Source organism: Erwinia persicina NBRC 102418 (assembly GCF_001571305.1).
GTDB classification, from domain to species: domain Bacteria; phylum Pseudomonadota; class Gammaproteobacteria; order Enterobacterales; family Enterobacteriaceae; genus Erwinia; species Erwinia persicina.
On sequence record NZ_BCTN01000008.1, the window covers coordinates 56164 to 74865 of the forward strand.

14 protein-coding genes are annotated in these 18702 nt (G+C 52.9%); 8 read left to right on the plus strand and 6 right to left on the minus strand.

Going from position 1 to position 18702, the window contains the following annotated elements; translation table 11 throughout:
• Window positions 1–20: 20 nt before the first annotated feature.
• The 5 genes from EPE01S_RS23920 to EPE01S_RS10570 form a co-directional block, all read right to left on the minus strand.
• A complete protein-coding gene (locus EPE01S_RS23920; protein ID WP_255210142.1) occupies window positions 21–143 on the minus strand; it encodes a hypothetical protein in 123 nt (40 codons plus the stop codon).
• An 84-nt stretch (window positions 144–227) separates the two neighbouring features.
• Complete coding sequence (locus tag EPE01S_RS10555) at window positions 228–1163, minus strand: nucleoside hydrolase (RefSeq protein WP_062744603.1); 936 nt, start codon at window positions 1161–1163, stop codon at window positions 228–230.
• Between the two features lie 195 nt (window positions 1164–1358).
• Complete coding sequence (locus EPE01S_RS10560; protein WP_062744606.1) at window positions 1359–2546, minus strand: nucleoside transporter C-terminal domain-containing protein; 1188 nt, start codon at window positions 2544–2546, stop codon at window positions 1359–1361.
• A 90-nt stretch (window positions 2547–2636) separates the two neighbouring features.
• Window positions 2637–3845 carry a PfkB family carbohydrate kinase gene (locus EPE01S_RS10565; RefSeq protein ID WP_062744937.1) on the minus strand — a complete coding sequence of 403 codons (1209 nt, stop codon included), beginning with the start codon at window positions 3843–3845 and terminating at the stop codon, window positions 2637–2639.
• 465 nt (window positions 3846–4310) lie between these two features.
• Window positions 4311–5150, minus strand: a complete 840-nt coding sequence (locus EPE01S_RS10570) for a MurR/RpiR family transcriptional regulator (protein WP_062744608.1) — start codon at window positions 5148–5150, stop codon at window positions 4311–4313.
• A gap of 183 nt (window positions 5151–5333) precedes the next feature.
• Here EPE01S_RS10570 and murQ point away from each other — a divergent pair, with 183 nt between their 5' ends.
• From murQ to tadA, 4 genes are read left to right on the plus strand one after another with little or no spacing between them, the layout of a single operon-like run.
• Window positions 5334–6236 carry an N-acetylmuramic acid 6-phosphate etherase gene (murQ, locus tag EPE01S_RS10575; RefSeq protein ID WP_255210143.1) on the plus strand — a complete coding sequence of 301 codons (903 nt, stop codon included), beginning with the start codon at window positions 5334–5336 and terminating at the stop codon, window positions 6234–6236.
• Between the two features lie 20 nt (window positions 6237–6256).
• Entirely contained in the window at window positions 6257–7621 is a 1365-nt protein-coding gene (locus EPE01S_RS10580) for a PTS transporter subunit EIIC (RefSeq protein ID WP_062744612.1), read from the plus strand.
• Window positions 7622–7624: 3 nt separating this feature from the next.
• On the plus strand, window positions 7625–8263 hold the full coding sequence (yfhb, locus tag EPE01S_RS10585) for a phosphatidylglycerophosphatase C (RefSeq protein ID WP_062744614.1): 639 nt from the start codon (window positions 7625–7627) through the stop codon (window positions 8261–8263).
• Between the two features lie 48 nt (window positions 8264–8311).
• Window positions 8312–8791, plus strand: coding sequence for a tRNA adenosine(34) deaminase TadA (gene tadA / locus EPE01S_RS10590; protein ID WP_062744940.1), 480 nt, complete (start codon window positions 8312–8314; stop codon window positions 8789–8791).
• Window positions 8792–8833: 42 nt separating this feature from the next.
• Here the strand turns inward: tadA and mltF are convergent, their stop codons facing one another.
• Entirely contained in the window at window positions 8834–10291 is a 1458-nt protein-coding gene (gene mltF / locus EPE01S_RS10595; protein WP_062744617.1) for a membrane-bound lytic murein transglycosylase MltF, read from the minus strand.
• Window positions 10292–10561: 270 nt separating this feature from the next.
• Here mltF and purL point away from each other — a divergent pair, with 270 nt between their 5' ends.
• The 4 genes from purL (at window position 10562) to glrR (ending at window position 18560) form a co-directional block, all read left to right on the plus strand.
• Window positions 10562–14446 carry a phosphoribosylformylglycinamidine synthase gene (gene purL / locus EPE01S_RS10600; protein WP_062744619.1) on the plus strand — a complete coding sequence of 1295 codons (3885 nt, stop codon included), beginning with the start codon at window positions 10562–10564 and terminating at the stop codon, window positions 14444–14446.
• Between the two features lie 669 nt (window positions 14447–15115).
• On the plus strand, window positions 15116–16498 hold the full coding sequence (locus EPE01S_RS10605) for a HAMP domain-containing sensor histidine kinase (protein WP_194716011.1): 1383 nt from the start codon (window positions 15116–15118) through the stop codon (window positions 16496–16498).
• Window positions 16498–17229 (plus strand): two-component system QseEF-associated lipoprotein QseG, encoded by a 732-nt coding sequence (gene qseG, locus EPE01S_RS10610; RefSeq protein WP_062744625.1) that lies wholly within the window; start codon window positions 16498–16500, stop codon window positions 17227–17229. Before EPE01S_RS10605 ends, qseG begins: the two co-directional genes overlap by 1 nt.
• Window positions 17226–18560, plus strand: a complete 1335-nt coding sequence (gene glrR / locus EPE01S_RS10615; RefSeq protein ID WP_062744627.1) for a two-component system response regulator GlrR — start codon at window positions 17226–17228, stop codon at window positions 18558–18560. The genes qseG and glrR overlap by 4 nt, the downstream gene beginning before the upstream one ends.
• Window positions 18561–18702: the final 142 nt, after the last annotated feature.

An 18702-nucleotide genomic window follows, 5' to 3' on the forward strand; every position in this document is an offset into this window, starting at 1 on the left:
ATTATACGCACACTGACTGTTCAGACCAGCTTTTTCACCTGAGTTTCATTGTGGTGAATACGGCTGGAAGTGCGATCCGGGTTGTCTGCTCCGCGGTTACAGTGGACGATAGACTGCGGTAACGTATCCCTGTTACGGGGCATCAATACATCCTCTTTACTGGTTTCGTTTATTCAGGTCGCTATTCTGCTAAAAATGACTGGCGTTTGAGGCAGTCCTTTTTTATATCAAAAAGACATTATGTTAGACGAAATAAGCTCTAAAAGAGCTTTACTGTCAACATCTAATATGATGTTTACGTTATATAAAGGACGTTCATTAGAAATAATTGCATTTTCATTAACGAGTTCTTTCTCTGTTCTGGCGAAACATTGCCCGTATTTTTCTTTTGAAGTGTAGTCAATTTCAATACTACCTTTAATGCCTGAAAATAAACCAGGATTTATTACATAGGCAATTGCGCAAGGATCATGTAGGTAAGGATCTTTCATCGCATATACTCGTGACATACTGGCGGAAATCTGTGCTACATGATTTCCAGTCTCAAGAATGTTACATAACCCTTTACGAATATCTACTTTTTCTGTGACATCCAAACCCAACATCGTCACATGCCTGGCAGTATCAAAAACAATATGGGCAGCATGGGGATCAACATAAAAATTAAATTCAGCATAAGCAGTGATATTGCCAGGACAGAAAGCAGCGCCACCCATCAGCACAATATCTTTAATATTATCAGCCAGTGCAGGCTCTTTAATAAGCGCTAATGCAATGTTAGTTAGGGGGCCTATAGGGCAGATTATAATTTCTCCGGGGTTTTCCATTACGGTTTTAATAATAAAATCCACCGCATGGTAACCAGAATCTTCCTGGACTGGTTCAGGTAGTTCTATGCCGCCAAGTCCATTTTCACCATGAACCATGGTCGTTTTTCCCGCAGCGAACATAAGTGGACGGGAAGTACCTTTAAATACAGGGATGTCACTTTTTCCAGCAAGCTCTGTAATTTTCCTCGCGTTTTTAAATGTTTTGTCAATACTAATATTACCGGCAATAGTGGTGATTCCCATTAATTTTATTTCAGGATCTGCTATCGCTAATAGTATTGCTATAGCATCATCTATTCCAGGGTCACAATCAATTATTATTTTTTTTACCATTTTTATTTTTTCCTGATAGGGTTGGAAATTAATATTCGTTTGAACTTTTTCTTAAGGGAATAACAACTTAATTATACATTTAGTATTTAAGTTTTTTTGCAGGTTTTGTTAAAAGTCTTTCTACTATTGAAGAGCAATAATATAACATTATATCCTTAGTGTTTTTCACCTGTCTGATTTCCAGATGTTAGTGGTTTAAATAACGATTCCTACTATTGAAGATGAAAGGAAACTGACCAGTGTTGATCCTACTATTAATCTAAAACTATTGGATGCGATCATTTTACCATGCTCTTTACTGATATTACTCACGCAGCCTATGATCATAGCGATCGATCCTAGATTCGAAAATGAGATCAGGAATACAGACATTATAGCCTCTGATCGCGTATCAATGCTTGTCATTTTAATAAATTCAATTATCGCAACAAATTCATTTGCCATTATTTTTGTTGCGATAACTTGTCCCATCTTTATTGTTTCATTCCACGGGATCCCCATAAGAAAGGCGAATGGTGAAAACAGATATCCAATCAGTTCCTGGAATGTTTTTCCTAAAGCGTAACTAAAAATATCATTTAGCATCGCAATCAATGCAATGAAACCAAGCAGTGCGGGCACAACAGCAAGTAGAACTTTAAAACCATCTTGCATATGCTCAATGAGCATCTCGAAAAATGATTTTTTATTCCCCTCCGCTTCTGGGTGTAATGATGCATTTACAGCTGCTGGTTCACCAGGGTTTATTAGTGAAACTATTATAATAGTGCTAAAAAAATTCAAACAAACGCCTATAAATACATAACGTGGTTCAAGCATCTGTGTATAAGCTCCCAGAATAGCCAAATCCACGGTAGAGAGCGAACAGGCCGCAATTGTATACATCTGTGGCTGTGTTAATCGGGGGATATATTCTTTTATAGAAACATAAACAGCCGTCATTCCGACTGCAATAGTATTTACTGCAGCAAATGATTCCAGCTTGCCCAGTTTAGAAATTCTGTTAATACTGGAGCCTATGATAATTATAAAGATATTAAGGATTTTAAAGTGTTTTAATAATCCGATTAAAGAGCAAATGAAAACCAGAGGCAGCAATGCAACAACAATAAACGCGGGTGATGATTTGTTTGTGATTTCACCGAATACGAAATTAATCCCCTGATTGGCGTAATGAATAAGATGTTCTATTCTGGATTCAATATAGTTTAATGAGTTTTCCCCCGCTGAAGTATGCATTAAAACCAGAGTGGTGATAAATTCAATGCTAAGAATAATAATAATGGGTCTTGCTCTCCTGAGCATATCCTTGCGACTGAAACTAATAGCAGCAGTGATTATTATAATAAATAATAAGCTTAATGAAAATATGAAATATTTCATAGTATGCTACCTTGTATAGGTTAAACTGTGCTAAATTAAAATATTTTAATATTACGCGGTTTTCTGAAGTCTCAAAGGCGCTTTAAAAAATTATTCTCTGTATTTTCCTTTGAGTAGTCGATCAGACACGCCTTCTTTTGCTGGCATTGACGAGGCACCTTTTTTCTCTACAGCAAGAGAAGCATAAGCCACTGCGTACCGGATAGCATTGTCCATGCTACTGCCTTCCGCTATCTTTGCGGCTAATGCACCATTAAAAGCATCTCCGGCACCACTGGTATCAATTACCGCCGCTGAGATAGCCCGAAACCTTTTCATCACGACACCATTATAATAAATAGCGCCTTGTTGGCCCTGTGTCATAATGATTTCATTGACACCCATGCTGTGTATTTTTTTTAAAGCAATATCAGCATCATCATTAGTGTTTATTTTTATTCCTGAAAGAAGTTCTGCCTCTTTTTCGTTCGGTGTCAGTAGATCAACAAGATGTAAGTGTGAAAGTATATCCTCAGAGTAGGGTGCCGGGTTGAGAATGATATAACATCGATATGCGCTGGCGATTTCTAGTGCAAGTTTAGTTGCCTGTATATTGTTTTCTAATTGAGTCAAAAAAACCTTTGCTTGCATAATATTTATTTGTTCGCTAAGTATTTCATGCATATCAATGTTTTCATTTGCACCAGGATCAATAACGATATTACTATTCCCTTGTTCCATTTCAATCATGACTAATGCACTTCCTGTCTTTAATTCAGTATCTCTGATTATAGTTGTTTTGTTTATGCGTGACCCCTGAAGGTATCGTTCTGCAATATCTCCTGGTGCATCATTCCCAACTTTAATAAAAAGATGAATGTTATCATTAAATTGGGATGCTGCAATTGCCTGATTTGCCCCTTTCCCTCCAGGGAAAAACTCTGTTGAAATTGCTTTTATTGTTTCCCCTACGGCAGGAAAGTGCATAACTTCGGTAACGATATCAAGATTAAATGATCCGAAAATATAAATTAAATTTGACAACGCTTTGTGAGTTTCATGTTCAGTTTTTACGTATGACGGAAAGTCTATTCCTCGCTTCTGGTTTAATAGTTCATTTACGTTTTTTTCGATATTTAAATTTTTTATTTTCGCTCCGCCATAAAACTTACTTGCGATGCCTTGATGGCATAACTGATCTATGTAGCGTCTTACGGTTCTTTCTGTGACTTTCAAAACCAGTGAAGATTCCCGGATATAAATAACCCTATCTGCTACAAGTTTTTTTCGGAGATAATCAATAGCCTGAGTTTTTTTCATTAGCCCTCTCTTGATATCTATCATATATCTTGCTGATACATATGCTGTAAGCACTATCACAAAAATTGTCTAAGACTGGACAGCTAATAGTCCGATTCCGTGAACAGATAAGTTTGTCGCTATTTCCGCATTATCTGTATTGGCTTGCTCTTACATTGGCATCAAAAATCCGACTCTCCTCTTTTTCATTTCTTCCTCGTTAACCTTCGTTGAACCCGATAATACATCAACATGTTTTGATATGAAGTGAAATCAGGTCATCTTGTACTGAAATTGGTAGGGTTTGTGTTGCTAACTGCATCGACAGGGAAAAGCAGGGATGTTATTAATAACCTGCAGATTACAAAGGAAATTGTATCGGTGCTTAGAGATATCACATTGGATATATTTTTTAATGGGCAGCGACACCATCGATCTCAGTCAAAAACAGGTTAAAGTGCGCGGGTATTTACGCGCACTCTCTGCTCAGACCAGCTTTTTCACCAGTGCTTCGCTGTGACGGATATGGCTGGAAGCCCGTTCCGGATCGCGCTGGATCAGTGCCATAAACAGCAGGTCGGTCAGCGCCAGTTGCGCAGTGGTTGACGAGATGGCCGCGCTTCGCGTTGTCTGCTCTTCTGCCACGGTGTACAGGCAGTGGCTGGCTGCCTGCTGGAGAGTGTTGGGCGTGAATCCCGTAAACGCCAGTACGGTGGCGCCGATGCGCTGGGCTTCCTGGGCGGCCAGGTTAATCTCGCGGCGTTCGCCAGTGTAAGAGATCGCCAGCAGCACATCGCCCACCTCTAAGGCCTGAACGCTGGCCAGCAGGGCATGCATATCCTGTTCCGCCACCGCGCTAATGCCAATCTTCATCAGCTTCCAGGAAAAATCTTTGGCAACCAGGCCGGAAGCGCCGATACCTACCAGCACGATACGTCTGGCCTGCTTCAACAGGCGCAATGTTTCCAGGAGCATCTCTTCACTGTTAATATCCAGTGTGGCGCGAATCGCGGAACACTTCTCTGTAAACAGCTTTTCTCCAACTACTTTCAGCGCATCATCACTCAGAATATGATTATGAACGGTGATCGCATCCTTCTCCGTAAGTGATTCACTCAGTGCCAGCTTCAGTGCCGGAAATCCTTTGTAGCCCAGTTTCTGGGCGAATTTTACTACGCTGGACTGACTGACCCCTGATTCATCCGCCAGTTTCTGTGAACTCAGATGACGGGCGCGGTCCGGCTGCGACAGCAGGTAGTCAGCAAGCCGACGTTCATTCAGAGCCAGGCTGGGATAAAGCTGACGGATACGCAGCAGTGAACTCATGATTTTTCCTCTTACGAATCAGGCTCATCATATTGAATTATCTGTAATGATAACATTCAGTGTCCTAAGTCTAACGTGCCATTTTAAGGTTTCCATGATTAAAAAGGGTAAAATGGGTTACGGCAAAGAATAAAATATTCGTATATATTTATCTTAAGATGAATTAAAAATTCAAAAAAGAGGATGTTCATGGATCTTGGTTCACTGGTATCAGAGATGCGTAATCCGGAGACGCTCGACCTGGATAATTTGTCAACGTTAGAGATGTTGTCGAGATTTAATCAGCAGGATGCCACCGTGGCGGAAGCCGTCCGTCTGACGCTGCCGCAGGTGGCGGAGGCCGTTGATGCCGCCGCCGCCGCACTCTCTTCCGGCGGCCGGTTGATCTATATGGGGGCCGGCACCAGCGGACGGCTGGGCGTGCTGGATGCGTCCGAATGCCCGCCAACCTTTGGCGTACCGCACGGCATGATTGTCGGGCTGATTGCCGGCGGCCCGGGTGCCTTACTGAAAGCAGTAGAAGGCGCTGAGGACGATGAACAGCTGGGGATCGCGGATTTACAGGCGCTGAACCTGACGCCTAACGATATGGTGGTGGGGATAGCCGCCTCCGGGCGCACGCCATACGTGACGGGTGCGCTGCGCTTTGCCCGCCAGCAGGGCTGTCGTACGGCGGCAATCTCCTGCAACCCCGACTCCCCCATCGCCCGTGAAGCGCTGATTGCCATCTCGCCCGTGGTTGGCCCGGAGGCGCTGACCGGATCAACGCGCCTGAAATCGGGAACGGCCCAGAAGCTGGTGCTGAATATGCTCTCTACGGGGGCCATGGTTAAAATCGGTAAGGTCTACCAAAACCTGATGGTGGACATGCAGGCGACTAATATCAAACTGGTTGATCGCGCGCGGCGCATGGTGTGTGAAGCTACGTGCTGCGATGCGCAGCTGGCTGAGAACGCCTTACAGCAGGCGCAGTACGAAGTGAAAACCGCGATTCTAATGATTCTCGCCGATCTTCCGGCTGACCAGGCAAAACAGCGACTGATTGCCTGTAACGGCTTTTTGCGTGCGGCACTCGCCAGCGACTAATGGCATAAAAAGGATCCCCCATGGAAAAATCTCTCCAGCTGGCACAGGCGTTATTGCAGGGTATTGGCGGCGCGGCCAATGTTATTCGACTGGAAAACTGCATGACGCGCGTACGCGTCGAGGTCCGTGACGAAAGCCTGCTGGTGCCGGACGAGTTGCGCCGGCTGGATGGGATGAAAGGCTACGTTAAGCAGGGCAGTCAACATCAGTTTATTGTGGGGCCGGGGGCGGCAGCCAAAGTGACCGATGCGATGCGCACCCTGATTTCAGCGCCCGGGTCGGCTGACGCAGCGGCGATGGTCAGACAGAATAAGGCCCAGGCGAAAGCGCAGTATCGCGCCCCTTTCAGCGATGCGTTGCGCCAGCTGGCGAATGTCTTTATTCCACTGATCCCGGCTTTTATCGCCTCCGGTTTGATCACCGGGCTGATTAATATTGTTAAACGCCCGGATATCGTGGGTAACCTCGCCACTGAGTATCCCAATCTTATCGGGCTGGCGGCGATTGTTGGCAGTGCGGTTTTCGCCATCATGAACATTCTGGTCGGGGTGAATACGGCCAAAGTCTTCGGCGGGTCGACCGCGCTGGGTGGCGTTATGGCGGGCATCCTTTCCAGTCCGGCGCTGGCGCAGATCACCCTGTTTGGCGAACCGCTCCAGCCAGGACGCGGCGGGGTGATTGCCGTATTGCTGGTGGTGGTCATGATGTGCTGGATTGAAAAACGTCTGCGTCAGCGGCTGCCAGAGTCTCTGGAGCTGATCCTTAACCCGCTTCTGACTACACTTATTACAGCATCACTGGCGATTGTGCTGTTACAGCCGCTGGGCGGTATGATTTCAGACGCCATTGCTCATGGGGCCACGCTGGCCATCGATCGCGGCGGAATGCTGGCAGGAGCAGTACTGGCGGGAACCTTTTTACCGCTGGTTCTCACCGGCCTGCACCAGGGCATGGTGCCGATCCACGTCGAGCTGGTGCAGGCGCACGGCTATAACGCGCTGCTGCCCATTCTGGCGATGGCCGGGGTAGGGCAGGTCGGCGCGTCGCTGGCGGTATTAATGAAAACGCGGAATGCCAGGCTGAAAAAGCTGGTTAAAGGGGCACTGCCGGTGGGGATCCTCGGCGTGGGCGAACCGCTCATCTTTGGTGTTACGCTTCCGCTCGGACGCCCTTTTATCGCTGCCTGCCTGGGGGGGGCAGTTGGCGGCGCGGTAATCAGTTATGCTAAGGTCGCTACCCTCATTACATTCGGGCTTTCCGGCCTGCCGCTGGCGATGACCATCGTGGCTGGCAAAGTGCTGATGTATCTGGCGGGTTGGCTGACAGCCGTCATTTGCGGTTTTCTGTTTGCATGGTTTATGGGGTTCAATGACCCTGAGGAGTAAGGTTTGACAACCAGTCGGGAACGACGCGTGGTATTTTTTGACCTTGATGGCACCCTGCATCAGCAGGATATGTTCGGCACGTATATGCGCTGGCTGCTCTGGCGTCAGCCCCTGAACCTGCTGCTGGTCGTGCCGCTGCTGCCAGTGATTGGTCTCGGCCTGCTGGTTAAAGGGCGTGCCGCACGCTGGCCGATGAGCCTGTTGCTGTGGTCAATTACTTTTGGCCACAGTGAGGCACGCCTGACGGAGCGTGAGCAGCAATTTTCTCACTGGTTCCGTCAGCGAGTGACGGCGTTTCCCGTGGTGCAGCAGCGGCTGACGGACTACCTCACCAGTGAGGATGCCGACGTCTGGCTGATCACCGGGTCGCCACAGCCGCTGGTGGAGCAGGTCTACTTTGATTCGGCTTTTCTGCCGCGGGTTAAACTGATCGCCAGCCAGATGGGGCGAGCCTGGGGAGGACGGGTGCTGGCGATGCGCTGCCTGGGCCATGAAAAAGTTGCGCAGCTGGAAGAGCAGATTGGTACCCCGTTACAGCTTTACAGCGGTTACAGCGACAGTAAGCAGGACAATCCGCTACTCTATTTTTGCCAGCATCGCTTCCGGGTTACCCCGGTGGGAGAGCTACAGCAACTGGAATAACCGACAATTAAAGATATAATGTCGCGCTTTTTTTTGCCGGAGATGCGGGTGACTGAGAATAATGATGAATTCTGGATGCGCCATGCGCTGACACTGGCCAGGCGTGCCTGGGACGAGGGAGAAGTCCCCGTGGGCGCTGTGCTGGTGCATCAGGGGCGGGTGATTGGTGAAGGCTGGAACCGTCCGATCGGTCACCACGATCCGACGGCACACGCCGAGATGATGGCGATCCGGCAGGGGGGAAAGGTGATTGAGAACTATCGCCTGCTGGACACCACGCTGTACGTCACTCTGGAACCCTGTGTGATGTGTGCAGGGGCCATGATTCACGGGCGCGTAGGGCGGTTAGTGTATGGCGCGCGCGATGCAAAAACCGGGGCGGCAGGTTCACTGCTTGACGTGCTGGGGCACCCGGGAATGAACCATCATGTACAGACGGAACAGGGTGTCCTGGCGGAAGAGTGCGCTGCGCTGTTGAGCGATTTTTTCCGCCAGCGTCGTGCTGAAAAGAAAGCCCAGCGCCTGTAGGAGGGATTTTCTGTTGCGGTCTGCCCGTCAGGCTGCGTCGGTTTAGTTTAACGCGATTTTCGCTTCTACTGTCGGGTAACCGCTGCCCAGTTCGGCCTCCATGGCCGCCTGCTGTGCCAGCTTTCTCTCCTGATCCTGCAGATAGCCGACCAGGCTCAACTGATATTTGCGGATATTTTCCACGTAGGCATAAGCTTCATGGCCGCGGGCGTAGCCGTAGGTGGTCTGGCTGTAGTAGCGTTTCTGACTCAGCATCGGCAGGCGCACTTTCACATCGGCCCAGCTATCCGGATCCCCTTTCTGCTTTTCCGTCAGCTTGCGTGCATCAAGCATATGGGCGTACCCCATGTTATAGGCCGCCAGCGCAAACCAGATACGTTCATCTTCCGGCACGGTGGACGGCACCTTCTCCATCATGCGCACCAGATACTCACTGCCGCCGCGAATACTCTGCTCCGGATCGGTACGGTCACTGACGTTCAGGCTGTCAGCGGTGTTACGCGTCAGCATCATCAGGCCGCGTACCCCGGTCGGTGAGGTGGCCTGCGGGTTCCAGTGTGATTCCTGGTAGGAGATGGCCGCCAGCAGACGCCAGTCAATAATCTGGGCGTACTTCTCGAACAGCGGCTGAATGTCCGGGAGCGTGCCGTCGATGGCGCGCAGGAAGGTCCGCGTGTCGACATAGTCAAACGTGCCGACGTGACCCAGATACTTCTCATCCAGTCGGGCCATCGCGCCTTCTTCGCCCATCTGATTAAAGAAGTCGAGCAGGGCCGCATTCATGCTGTCGTCCTGCTCATGCTGCACGTACCAGGTTACCGGCTCTTCATCAGTGATGTCAAAGGCCACCGCCAGCTGCGGATGGATCCGCTGCATCAGGGCAATGGTGACCGAATCCCCTACCGTATAGTCGAGTTTGCCATCCGCTACCGCCTCCAGCAGGCCCTGGGGGGTCTGATCGGTGGAGATCGCCCAGTCGAGGTCGGGATACTGATGCGCTTTCACATTGCGCAGCGTTGACAGATAAGCTGACCCGGATGCCGCCGTCAGGCGACCTTTCAGATCGCCGAGGTTTTTGGGGCGAGGAGCGCCAATGCGGTACACCAGCTGTTGGGAAACGGAATAATAGGACGGGCCCGCACGAAAACGCGCCAGCCGTTCATTATTATAAATTAAGCCGGCCGCCAGCAGATCGGCCTTATCATCTTCCAGGTCATCAAACAGATCGCCCAGGTTAGGGCGAACGGTAACTTCGAGCTTCACGCCTAAATAACGGGCGAAGCGCTTCGCCAGCTCGTAGTCCATACCCGCTGGTGATTTATTAACCGTGTAGTAAGTCAGCGGAGAATTAATCGTGCTGACACGAAGCACTCCCCGCGATTTTATCTGTGCAATCCGGTCGGTGGAGCCCCCGTACCACGGGATAGACGGCCACAGCGCAAGCGCCAGAAGTACCGTGATCAGCCCGACCAGCAGATAATTAAATTTAAGGCGTTTCAAATAGTTATCTCTCGATGGTTCTCAGGTATCTGTCTTCTATGGCAGTATTTGTGATCTATAATTGGCCCTGAGCGTGGGGCATTCTGCGCAACTCCGCGCGGCTCCGCAACTGAATTCCATCCGATTTGTGTGTTTTTCAGGCAATTCCTTATCGCGATAAATTCTGCGCAAACGGTTTCGTAACCGGTGCGGATTCACTATAATACCGCCCGTTTTCCCCTGTTGCGCCCAATGAAGCGTCGCCCGGCGCTTCGAGACGAGAGATCTTTAATGATGGAAATTCTGCGTGGTTCGCCCGCTCTGTCGGCATTTCGTATTAACAAACTGCTGGCCCGCTTTCAGGATGCTCACCTGCCGGTGAGTGACATTTACGCTGAGTACGTCCATTTCGCTGATGTCAGCACGCCGCTGAGCGCGGATGAAAAATCCCGTTTGCAGCGCCTGCTGAAATACGGCCCCTCTCTCGCTGAACATACCCCGGAAGGTCGTCTGCTGCTGGTGACGCCTCGTCCCGGTACCATTTCGCCCTGGTCTTCCAAAGCGACGGATATCGCCCATAACTGCGACCTGCCGCAGGTGCTGCGTCTGGAGCGCGGTCTGGCTTTCTATGTCAAGGCGCCACAGTTAACGGAAGCACAGTGGGGAGCGCTGGCGGCCCTGCTGCACGACCGCATGATGGAAACCGTGTTTACGGATCTGAATCAGGCCGACGCGCTGTTCGTTCAGCATCAGCCTGCGCCGGTACAGAGTGTAGACGTGCTGGGTGAAGGGCGTAACGCGCTGGTTCAGGCCAACATTAAACTGGGGCTGGCGCTGGCCGATGATGAAATCGACTACCTGCAGGCGGCGTTTGAACAACTGGGGCGCAACCCGAACGATATCGAACTGTACATGTTTGCTCAGGCCAACTCTGAGCACTGCCGCCATAAAATCTTCAATGCCGACTGGGTGATTGACGGGCAGGTTCAGCCGAAGTCGCTGTTCAAAATGATTAAAAACACCTTTGAGAAGACCCCCGATCACGTGCTGTCAGCTTACAAAGACAACGCCGCCGTGATGGAAGGTTCTCAGGTCGGGCGCTTCTACGCTGACGCACAGGGCCATTACGACTTCCATCAGGAAGAGGCTCATATCCTGATGAAGGTGGAAACCCATAATCACCCGACAGCGATCTCGCCATGGCCGGGTGCCGCGACCGGTTCCGGTGGCGAAATCCGCGATGAGGGGGCGACCGGGCGCGGCGCAAAACCTAAAGCCGGTCTGGTCGGGTTTTCCGTATCAAACCTGCGTATCCCTGGCTTTGAACAGCCGTGGGAAGAAGATTTCGGCAAACCCGATCGCATTGTTACCGCGCTGGATATCATGACCGAAGGCCCTCTGGGCGGCGCGGCGTTTAATAACGAATTTGGTCGTCCTGCTCTGAATGGCTACTTCCGTACCTACGAGGAGCGCGTCAACAGCCATAATGGCGAAGAGTTGCGCGGCTACCACAAGCCGATCATGCTGGCGGGCGGTATCGGTAATATCCGTGCCGATCACGTACAGAAAGGTGAAATCACCGTCGGTGCCAAACTGATCGTGCTGGGTGGCCCGGCGATGAATATTGGCCTGGGCGGCGGGGCCGCCTCCTCAATGGCGTCGGGCCAGTCGGATGCAGACCTCGACTTTGCTTCAGTGCAGCGTGACAACCCTGAGATGGAACGGCGCTGTCAGGAAGTGATCGATCGCTGCTGGCAGTTGGGTGAAGCGAACCCGATCCTGTTTATCCATGACGTGGGAGCAGGCGGTCTTTCTAACGCCATGCCGGAGCTGGTCAGTGATGGCGAACGTGGCGGACGCTTCAATCTGCGTGACATTCTGAACGATGAACCCGGCATGAGCCCGCTGGAAGTGTGGTGTAACGAGTCCCAGGAGCGCTATGTTCTGGCCGTCTCCCCGGACAGCCTGGCGCTGTTTGATGCCCTGTGCCAGCGTGAGCGTGCGCCTTACGCGGTGATTGGTGAGGCTACCGAAGAGATGCACCTGTCCCTGTCGGACAGCCATTTCGGCAATACTCCCATTGATATGCCGCTGGACGTGCTGCTGGGCAAGACCCCGAAAATGACCCGCGACGTTGCCACGCTGCAAGTGAAAGGCGAGCCGCTGATACGTGACGGGATCACCGTGGCGGATGCGGTAAACCGTGTCCTGCACCTGCCGACCGTGGCAGAGAAGACCTTCCTGATCACCATCGGTGACCGTTCGGTCACCGGCATGGTGGCCCGGGATCAGATGGTCGGGCCATGGCAGATCCCGGTGGCCAACTGTGCAGTGACCACCGCCAGCCTTGACAGCTACTACGGTGAAGCCATGGCGCTGGGCGAACGTGCCCCGGTGGCGCTGCTCGACTTTGCTGCCTCCGGTCGCCTGGCCGTAGGGGAAGCGCTGACCAATATCGCGGCGACGGCCATCGGCCCGCTGACGCGCATCAAACTGTCGGCAAACTGGATGGCCGCTGCCGGTCACCCGGGCGAAGATGCCGGGCTGTATGAAGCAGTGAAAGCCGTTGGTGAAGAGCTGTGTCCGGCGCTGGGGATCACCATCCCGGTCGGCAAAGACTCTATGTCGATGAAAACCCGCTGGCAGCAGGGAAGCGAACAGCGTGAGATGACTTCTCCGCTGTCGCTGGTGATCACCGCCTTTGCCCGCGTGGAAGACGTACGGAAAACCGTGACCCCGCAGCTGCAGACGGGTGACAATGCCCTGATGCTGATTGACCTGGGTAAAGGCGTGAATGCGCTGGGGGCAACGGCGCTGTCGCAGGTCTACCGTCAACTGGGCGACAAGCCTGCCGACGTGCGTGACGTGCAGCAACTGGCGGGCTTCTATAACGCTATCCAGGCGCTGGTGGCGGATGGCAGGCTGCTGGCCTACCACGACCGCTCTGACGGCGGCCTGCTGGTGACGCTGGCAGAGATGGCCTTTACCGGCCACTGCGGCGTAGAGGTTGACATTGCGGCGCTGGGCAGCGACAGCCTGGCGGCCCTGTTTAATGAAGAACTGGGCGCGGTTATCCAGATCGCGGCCGCCGATCGTGAGGCGGTGCAACAGGTGTTTGCCGATCATGGCCTGAGCGACTGTGTTCATCTGCTGGGCCGGGCCGTGGAAGGCGATCGCTTTGTGGTCACTTCAGGCGATGCTGCCGTCTACAGTGAAAGCCGCACCACGCTGCGTACCTGGTGGGCAGAAACCACCTGGCAGATGCAGCGCCTGCGCGATAACCCGGCCTGTGCCGACCAGGAACATGACGCGAAGAAAGATGACCGCGATCCGGGCCTGAACGTGGCGCTGACCTTTAAGCCACAGGAGGATATCGCAGCGCCGTTCATCGTGACCGGCGCACGTCCGAAAGTGGCGGTGCTGCGTGAACAGGGCGTTAACTCACACGTTGAGATGGCGGCGGCCTTCCACCGAGCCGGTTTTGACGCCGTTGACGTGCACATGAGCGATCTGCTGGCAGGCCGTCGCGGCCTGGCTGACGTCCAGGCGCTGGTGGCCTGTGGCGGCTTCTCCTACGGTGACGTGCTTGGGGCAGGCGAAGGCTGGGCGAAGTCGATTCTGTTTAACACCCGCGTGCGCGACGAATTCGAAACCTTCTTCCACCGTCCGCAGACCCTGGCGCTTGGCGTCTGTAACGGCTGCCAGATGATGTCAAACCTGCGCGAGCTGATCCCGGGCAGCGAAGAGTGGCCGCGCTTTGTGCGTAACCAGTCCGAGCGTTTTGAAGCCCGCTTCAGCCTGGTGGAAGTGGCGGCCAGCCCGTCGCTGCTGTTGGAAGGCATGGCCGGTTCACGGATGCCGATTGCGGTATCGCACGGTGAAGGTTTCGTGGAGGTGCGCAGCGAGGCGCATCTGGCCCAGCTGGAAAGCAAAGGTCTGGTGGCGCTGCGCTTCGTCGACAACTTTGGCAAGGTGACGCAGCAGTATCCGGCGAACCCGAACGGCTCGCCGAACGGCATTACTGCTGTGACGAACGAAAGCGGCCGGGTGACCATTATGATGCCGCACCCGGAGCGCGTTTTCCGCACGGTCAGCAACTCCTGGCATCCGGCAGAGTGGGGCGAGGACAGCCCGTGGATGCGTATCTTCCGCAATGCGCGTAAACAATTGGGCTAAATCCCTGCCTGAGTGAATCGCAGTACATCCTCACCGGCCTCTCAGGAGGCCGGTTTTTTTGCTTTCACGGCGGTCAGACGGACAGTGTTGCCATTTCACTACAAAGCCGCCCTAAGTCTGTCTCCAAAAGGAGACATTTAACTCACTGATTTTTAATACTTGTTTTTTCCTGCTATCGGGATGTAGTCATTTGGCGACAGTTTTGCAGACCTGATGGTCAAAAATGGGCGATGTCACTGGCAGGTGATTATTAATAATCAACTATTTCAGTAAGTTAAAAATTTATTTCCAATGTGGCACAGTTATTGCTATATTATCGTCAGTGGCTCATTCACCTGGTTATGACAGCCCTGCGCAAGCGGTCAAGTGCCCATAACACCCAGAATGACGCACAATACGGTGCCTGTCGTCCACCACACCGATAATCGTTCACGCTGTGACGTTATCAAACATCGGACGCAACGTTGAGTTAGGCACCACCTATTCAGTTACGCAGGCTTACCGGCGTAACGCCAGTGGCCGGTTCTTTGAACCGGCCATTTTCATTTTATCCCCGTGCACTTTCTTCTCCGTCCACTCTCAGCTAGCATCGCCTTAACTACTGCAAAGAGAACCTGTGTCGTGAAGAAATGGCGTCTGTTACCGCGATCGTTACGTCAGCTGGTGCTGATGGCCTTTTTACTGGTGTTATTACCCTTGCTGGTGCTGGCCTGGCAGGCATGGGAAAGCCTGTCGGCACTGAGTGACCGGGCGGCCGATACCAACCGTACCACGCTGACCGATGTGCGCCGTAGCGAAGCTATGGCGCGCACGGCGCTGGAGCTGGAACGCAGCTACCGTCAGTATTGTGTGCTGGACGACCCGATGCTGGCACGGCTTTATCAGACGCAGCGGAGCCGCTATTCGCAAATGCTGGATGCCCACGCACCGGTGCTGCCGGATATGCGCACCTGGCAGGTATTGCGTCAGAACCTGACGCAGCTGAGCCAGATTAAGTGCGTCAACAGCAGTCCGCTACCTGCGGCAGCCGATCAGCTTGAAGCGTTCTCTGCTGCTAACGGTCAGCTGGTGCAGGCCACGCGTGAAGTGGTGTTTTCTCGCGGCCTGCAACTGCAGCGTGAGATTGCCGAACGTGGCCAGTATTTTGGCTGGCAGGCGCTGCTCCTGTTTCTGCTCAGTTTCGGGTTGGTTATGCTGTTTACCCGGATGATTATCGGCCCGGTGAAAGCGGTTGAGCGCATGATCAACCGCCTGGGGGAAGGTCGTCCGCTGGGACAAAGCCTCGCCTTTAAAGGGCCTCGCGAGATCCGTTCCCTCGGGCAGCGTATTCTCTGGCTCAGCGAGCGTCTGGCCTGGCTGGAGTCCCAGCGGCATGAGTTTCTGCGCCATATCTCCCACGAATTAAAAACCCCGCTGGCCAGCATGCGTGAGGGCACCGAGCTGCTCGCCGATCAGGTCGCCGGGCCCCTGACGCCGGATCAGAAAGAGGTTGTCAGCATTCTTAACGACAGCAGTCGTCATCTTCAAACGCTGATTGAGCAACTGCTGGACTATAATCGCAAGCTGGCCGATGGTCCGGTAGCGCTGGAGGATGTTGAACTGCGCCCATTAATCGATACATTGGTTTCCTCCCACAGTCTGACGGCCCGCGCTAAACTGCTTCATATCCACATTGATTTGCAGGCAGACCACTGCCGCGCTGAGCCGACATTGTTATTAAGGGCCATCGATAATCTTTACTCCAATGCGGTACACTACGGCGCAGAATCCGGAAATATCTGGATCCGCAGCCGGCAACAGGGCAGCCGTGTGGTGATTGAGGTGGCCAACACCGGAACCCCCATTCCTGCAGCGGAAAGGGCGATGATTTTTGAACCCTTCTTCCAGGGAAACCTGCAACGTAAAGGGGCGGTCAAAGGCAGCGGACTGGGGCTGAGTATTGCCAAAGACTGCCTGCGCCGGCTGCAGGGAGACTTACAACTGATCGACAGCGTTGATGCTGATGTCTGCTTCCGTATCGAATTAAACACCACCGCCGGGACATTATCATAATGGAATCATCACGTTTTACTGCCGCAGTGCAACACGGGCATTCAGGCAGATTTACGGTCATTGTCTTACTGGCGCTGAGCCTGCTGGCCTGTAGCCAGCCAGCCACTCAACGCGCTGCCAGCCGTGCGGATATCCCGGTGAGCGAACCTGACGTCAAAATTGTCGATTATCAAATGGTCGCCTGCGAACACCTCTGGGCATTTGACGATGTGGCCGCGACCGAAAACCCCCTGTACTGGTTGCGAGCCATTGATTGCGGTATCAGGCTGTCGGCGGTGGATGCCCGGGCTGAGGCGCGTCGCTGGCCCGGGGATAACTGGCAGAGCGCCTTCAAACAGGCGGTATTACTCAATAATGGCAACGTGACCCCTGTTGAGAGACGTGCCTTCCTTAAACGCCTGGACAGTTTCAGCTATGATTATCCCGCATCGGTGCGTCCATTAATGATGTTGTGGCGTGAAGGGCAGGGATCTCTGTTGCAGCTCTCTGAAGAACGGATGCGCTATGCCCAGCTGCAGGAGAGCAGTGATAGTCAGCTGGACGCGCTTCGTCAGAAGCAAATGAGCCTGAAAAGCGAGCTGGTCGTGACCCGGCGTAAACTCGATACCCTGACGGATATTGAACGCCGTCTGTCTTCGCGTCGCTCCCCGGATGGCCCGGAGACGAACAGCCACGGCGATGACACGTCCGTACCGACTGATAACCCGTCACAGGATGATGCCAACCCATGATCAAAAAATCAGCAAGGTTGCTGCTGGTCGATGACGATCCCAGCCTGTTGAAATTGCTGGGGATGCGCCTCAGTAGTGAAGGTTTTAGTGTTACGACCGCTGAAAGTGGCCCTGAGGCGCTGCGGGTGCTGAATCGCGAGACGCTCGATCTGGTGATCAGCGATTTACGTATGGATGAAATGGACGGCATGGCGCTGTTTGCGGAAATCCAGAAACTGCAGCCGGGGATGCCGGTCATTATACTCACCGCCCACGGCTCGATCCCTGACGCAGTGGCGGCGACGCAGCAGGGCGTTTTCAGTTTTCTCACCAAGCCGGTCGACCGCGATGCGCTGTATAAAGCTATCGACGGGGCGCTGGCCCACCGCGCCCCTTCCAGCGATGAAGCTTGGCGTGAAAGCATTGTCACCCGCAGCCCGGTGATGTTGCGTCTGCTCGATCAGGCGCGGATGGTGGCGCAGTCGGATGTCAGTGTCCTGATCAATGGTCAGAGTGGCACCGGTAAAGAGGTGCTGGCCCAGGCGATCCACGCCGCCAGCCCACGCGCGGGCAAAACCTTTATCGCCATTAACTGCGGCGCACTGCCGGAACAGCTGCTGGAGTCAGAGCTGTTCGGCCATGCGAAAGGGGCTTTTACCGGCGCTGTCAGCAGCCGTGAAGGGCTGTTCCAGGCCGCTGAGGGCGGTACGCTGTTCCTGGATGAGATTGGTGATATGCCGCAGGCTTTACAGGTCAAGCTGCTGCGCGTGCTGCAGGAGCGAAAGGTTCGCCCGCTGGGCAGCAACCGCGATCTCGACATTGATGTGCGCATCATCTCTGCCACACATCGTGATTTGCCTAAAGCGATGGAAAAGAAAGAGTTTCGCGAAGATCTGTTCTACCGTCTTAACGTGGTCAATCTCAAGATCCCGGCCCTGCATGAGCGCGCTGAGGATATCCCCCTGCTGGCTAATCATCTGCTTAAGCAGTCTGCCGAACGGCATAAACCCTTTGTACGCAGCTTCTCTACCGATGCGATGCGCCGCCTGATGGCTGCTGCCTGGCCGGGCAACGTCAGGCAACTGGTGAATGTGATTGAGCAGTGTGTGGCGCTGACGTCCGCTCCGGTAATCGGGGAGGCACTGGTGGAACAGGCGCTGGCCGGCGAAAATACGGCGCTGCCGACTTTTGCAGAGGCGCGTAATCAGTTTGAGCTTAACTATCTGCGTAAACTGCTGCAAATGACCCGGGGCAATGTCACTAATGCCGCACGGCTGGCGGGACGTAACCGCACGGAATTCTATAAACTGTTATCGCGGCACGAACTGGATGCTGCCGATTTTAAAGAATAATTTTCACTGCGGTTAGCCCGTCCGGTTATGGTAGTTTATCTGCCTGAAAAGAGACGGACATCCGCTATACCCGTGAAGATGACCGGTTTACCCGCCACGAGCAGGCAGGCTGAGTCTGACGGGTATATAGTTAACTGATTAT

What these genes read in the sequence shown, in the direction of transcription:
- EPE01S_RS23920 (WP_255210142.1), bottom strand. Translation starts at nt 143, where the DNA reads ATGCCCCGTAACAGGGATACGTTACCGCAGTCTATCGTCCACTGTAAC.
- EPE01S_RS10555 (WP_062744603.1), bottom strand. Translation starts at nt 1,163, where the DNA reads ATGGTAAAAAAAATAATAATTGATTGTGACCCTGGAATAGATGATGCT.
- EPE01S_RS10560 (WP_062744606.1), bottom strand. Translation starts at nt 2,546, where the DNA reads ATGAAATATTTCATATTTTCATTAAGCTTATTATTTATTATAATAATC.
- EPE01S_RS10565 (WP_062744937.1), bottom strand. Translation starts at nt 3,845, where the DNA reads ATGAAAAAAACTCAGGCTATTGATTATCTCCGAAAAAAACTTGTAGCA.
- EPE01S_RS10570 (WP_062744608.1), bottom strand. Translation starts at nt 5,150, where the DNA reads ATGAGTTCACTGCTGCGTATCCGTCAGCTTTATCCCAGCCTGGCTCTG.
- murQ (WP_255210143.1), top strand. Translation starts at nt 5,334, where the DNA reads ATGTTCATGGATCTTGGTTCACTGGTATCAGAGATGCGTAATCCGGAG.
- EPE01S_RS10580 (WP_062744612.1), top strand. Translation starts at nt 6,257, where the DNA reads ATGGAAAAATCTCTCCAGCTGGCACAGGCGTTATTGCAGGGTATTGGC.
- purL (WP_062744619.1), top strand. Translation starts at nt 10,562, where the DNA reads ATGATGGAAATTCTGCGTGGTTCGCCCGCTCTGTCGGCATTTCGTATT.
- EPE01S_RS10605 (WP_194716011.1), top strand. Translation starts at nt 15,116, where the DNA reads ATGGCCTTTTTACTGGTGTTATTACCCTTGCTGGTGCTGGCCTGGCAG.
- qseG (WP_062744625.1), top strand. Translation starts at nt 16,498, where the DNA reads ATGGAATCATCACGTTTTACTGCCGCAGTGCAACACGGGCATTCAGGC.
- glrR (WP_062744627.1), top strand. Translation starts at nt 17,226, where the DNA reads ATGATCAAAAAATCAGCAAGGTTGCTGCTGGTCGATGACGATCCCAGC.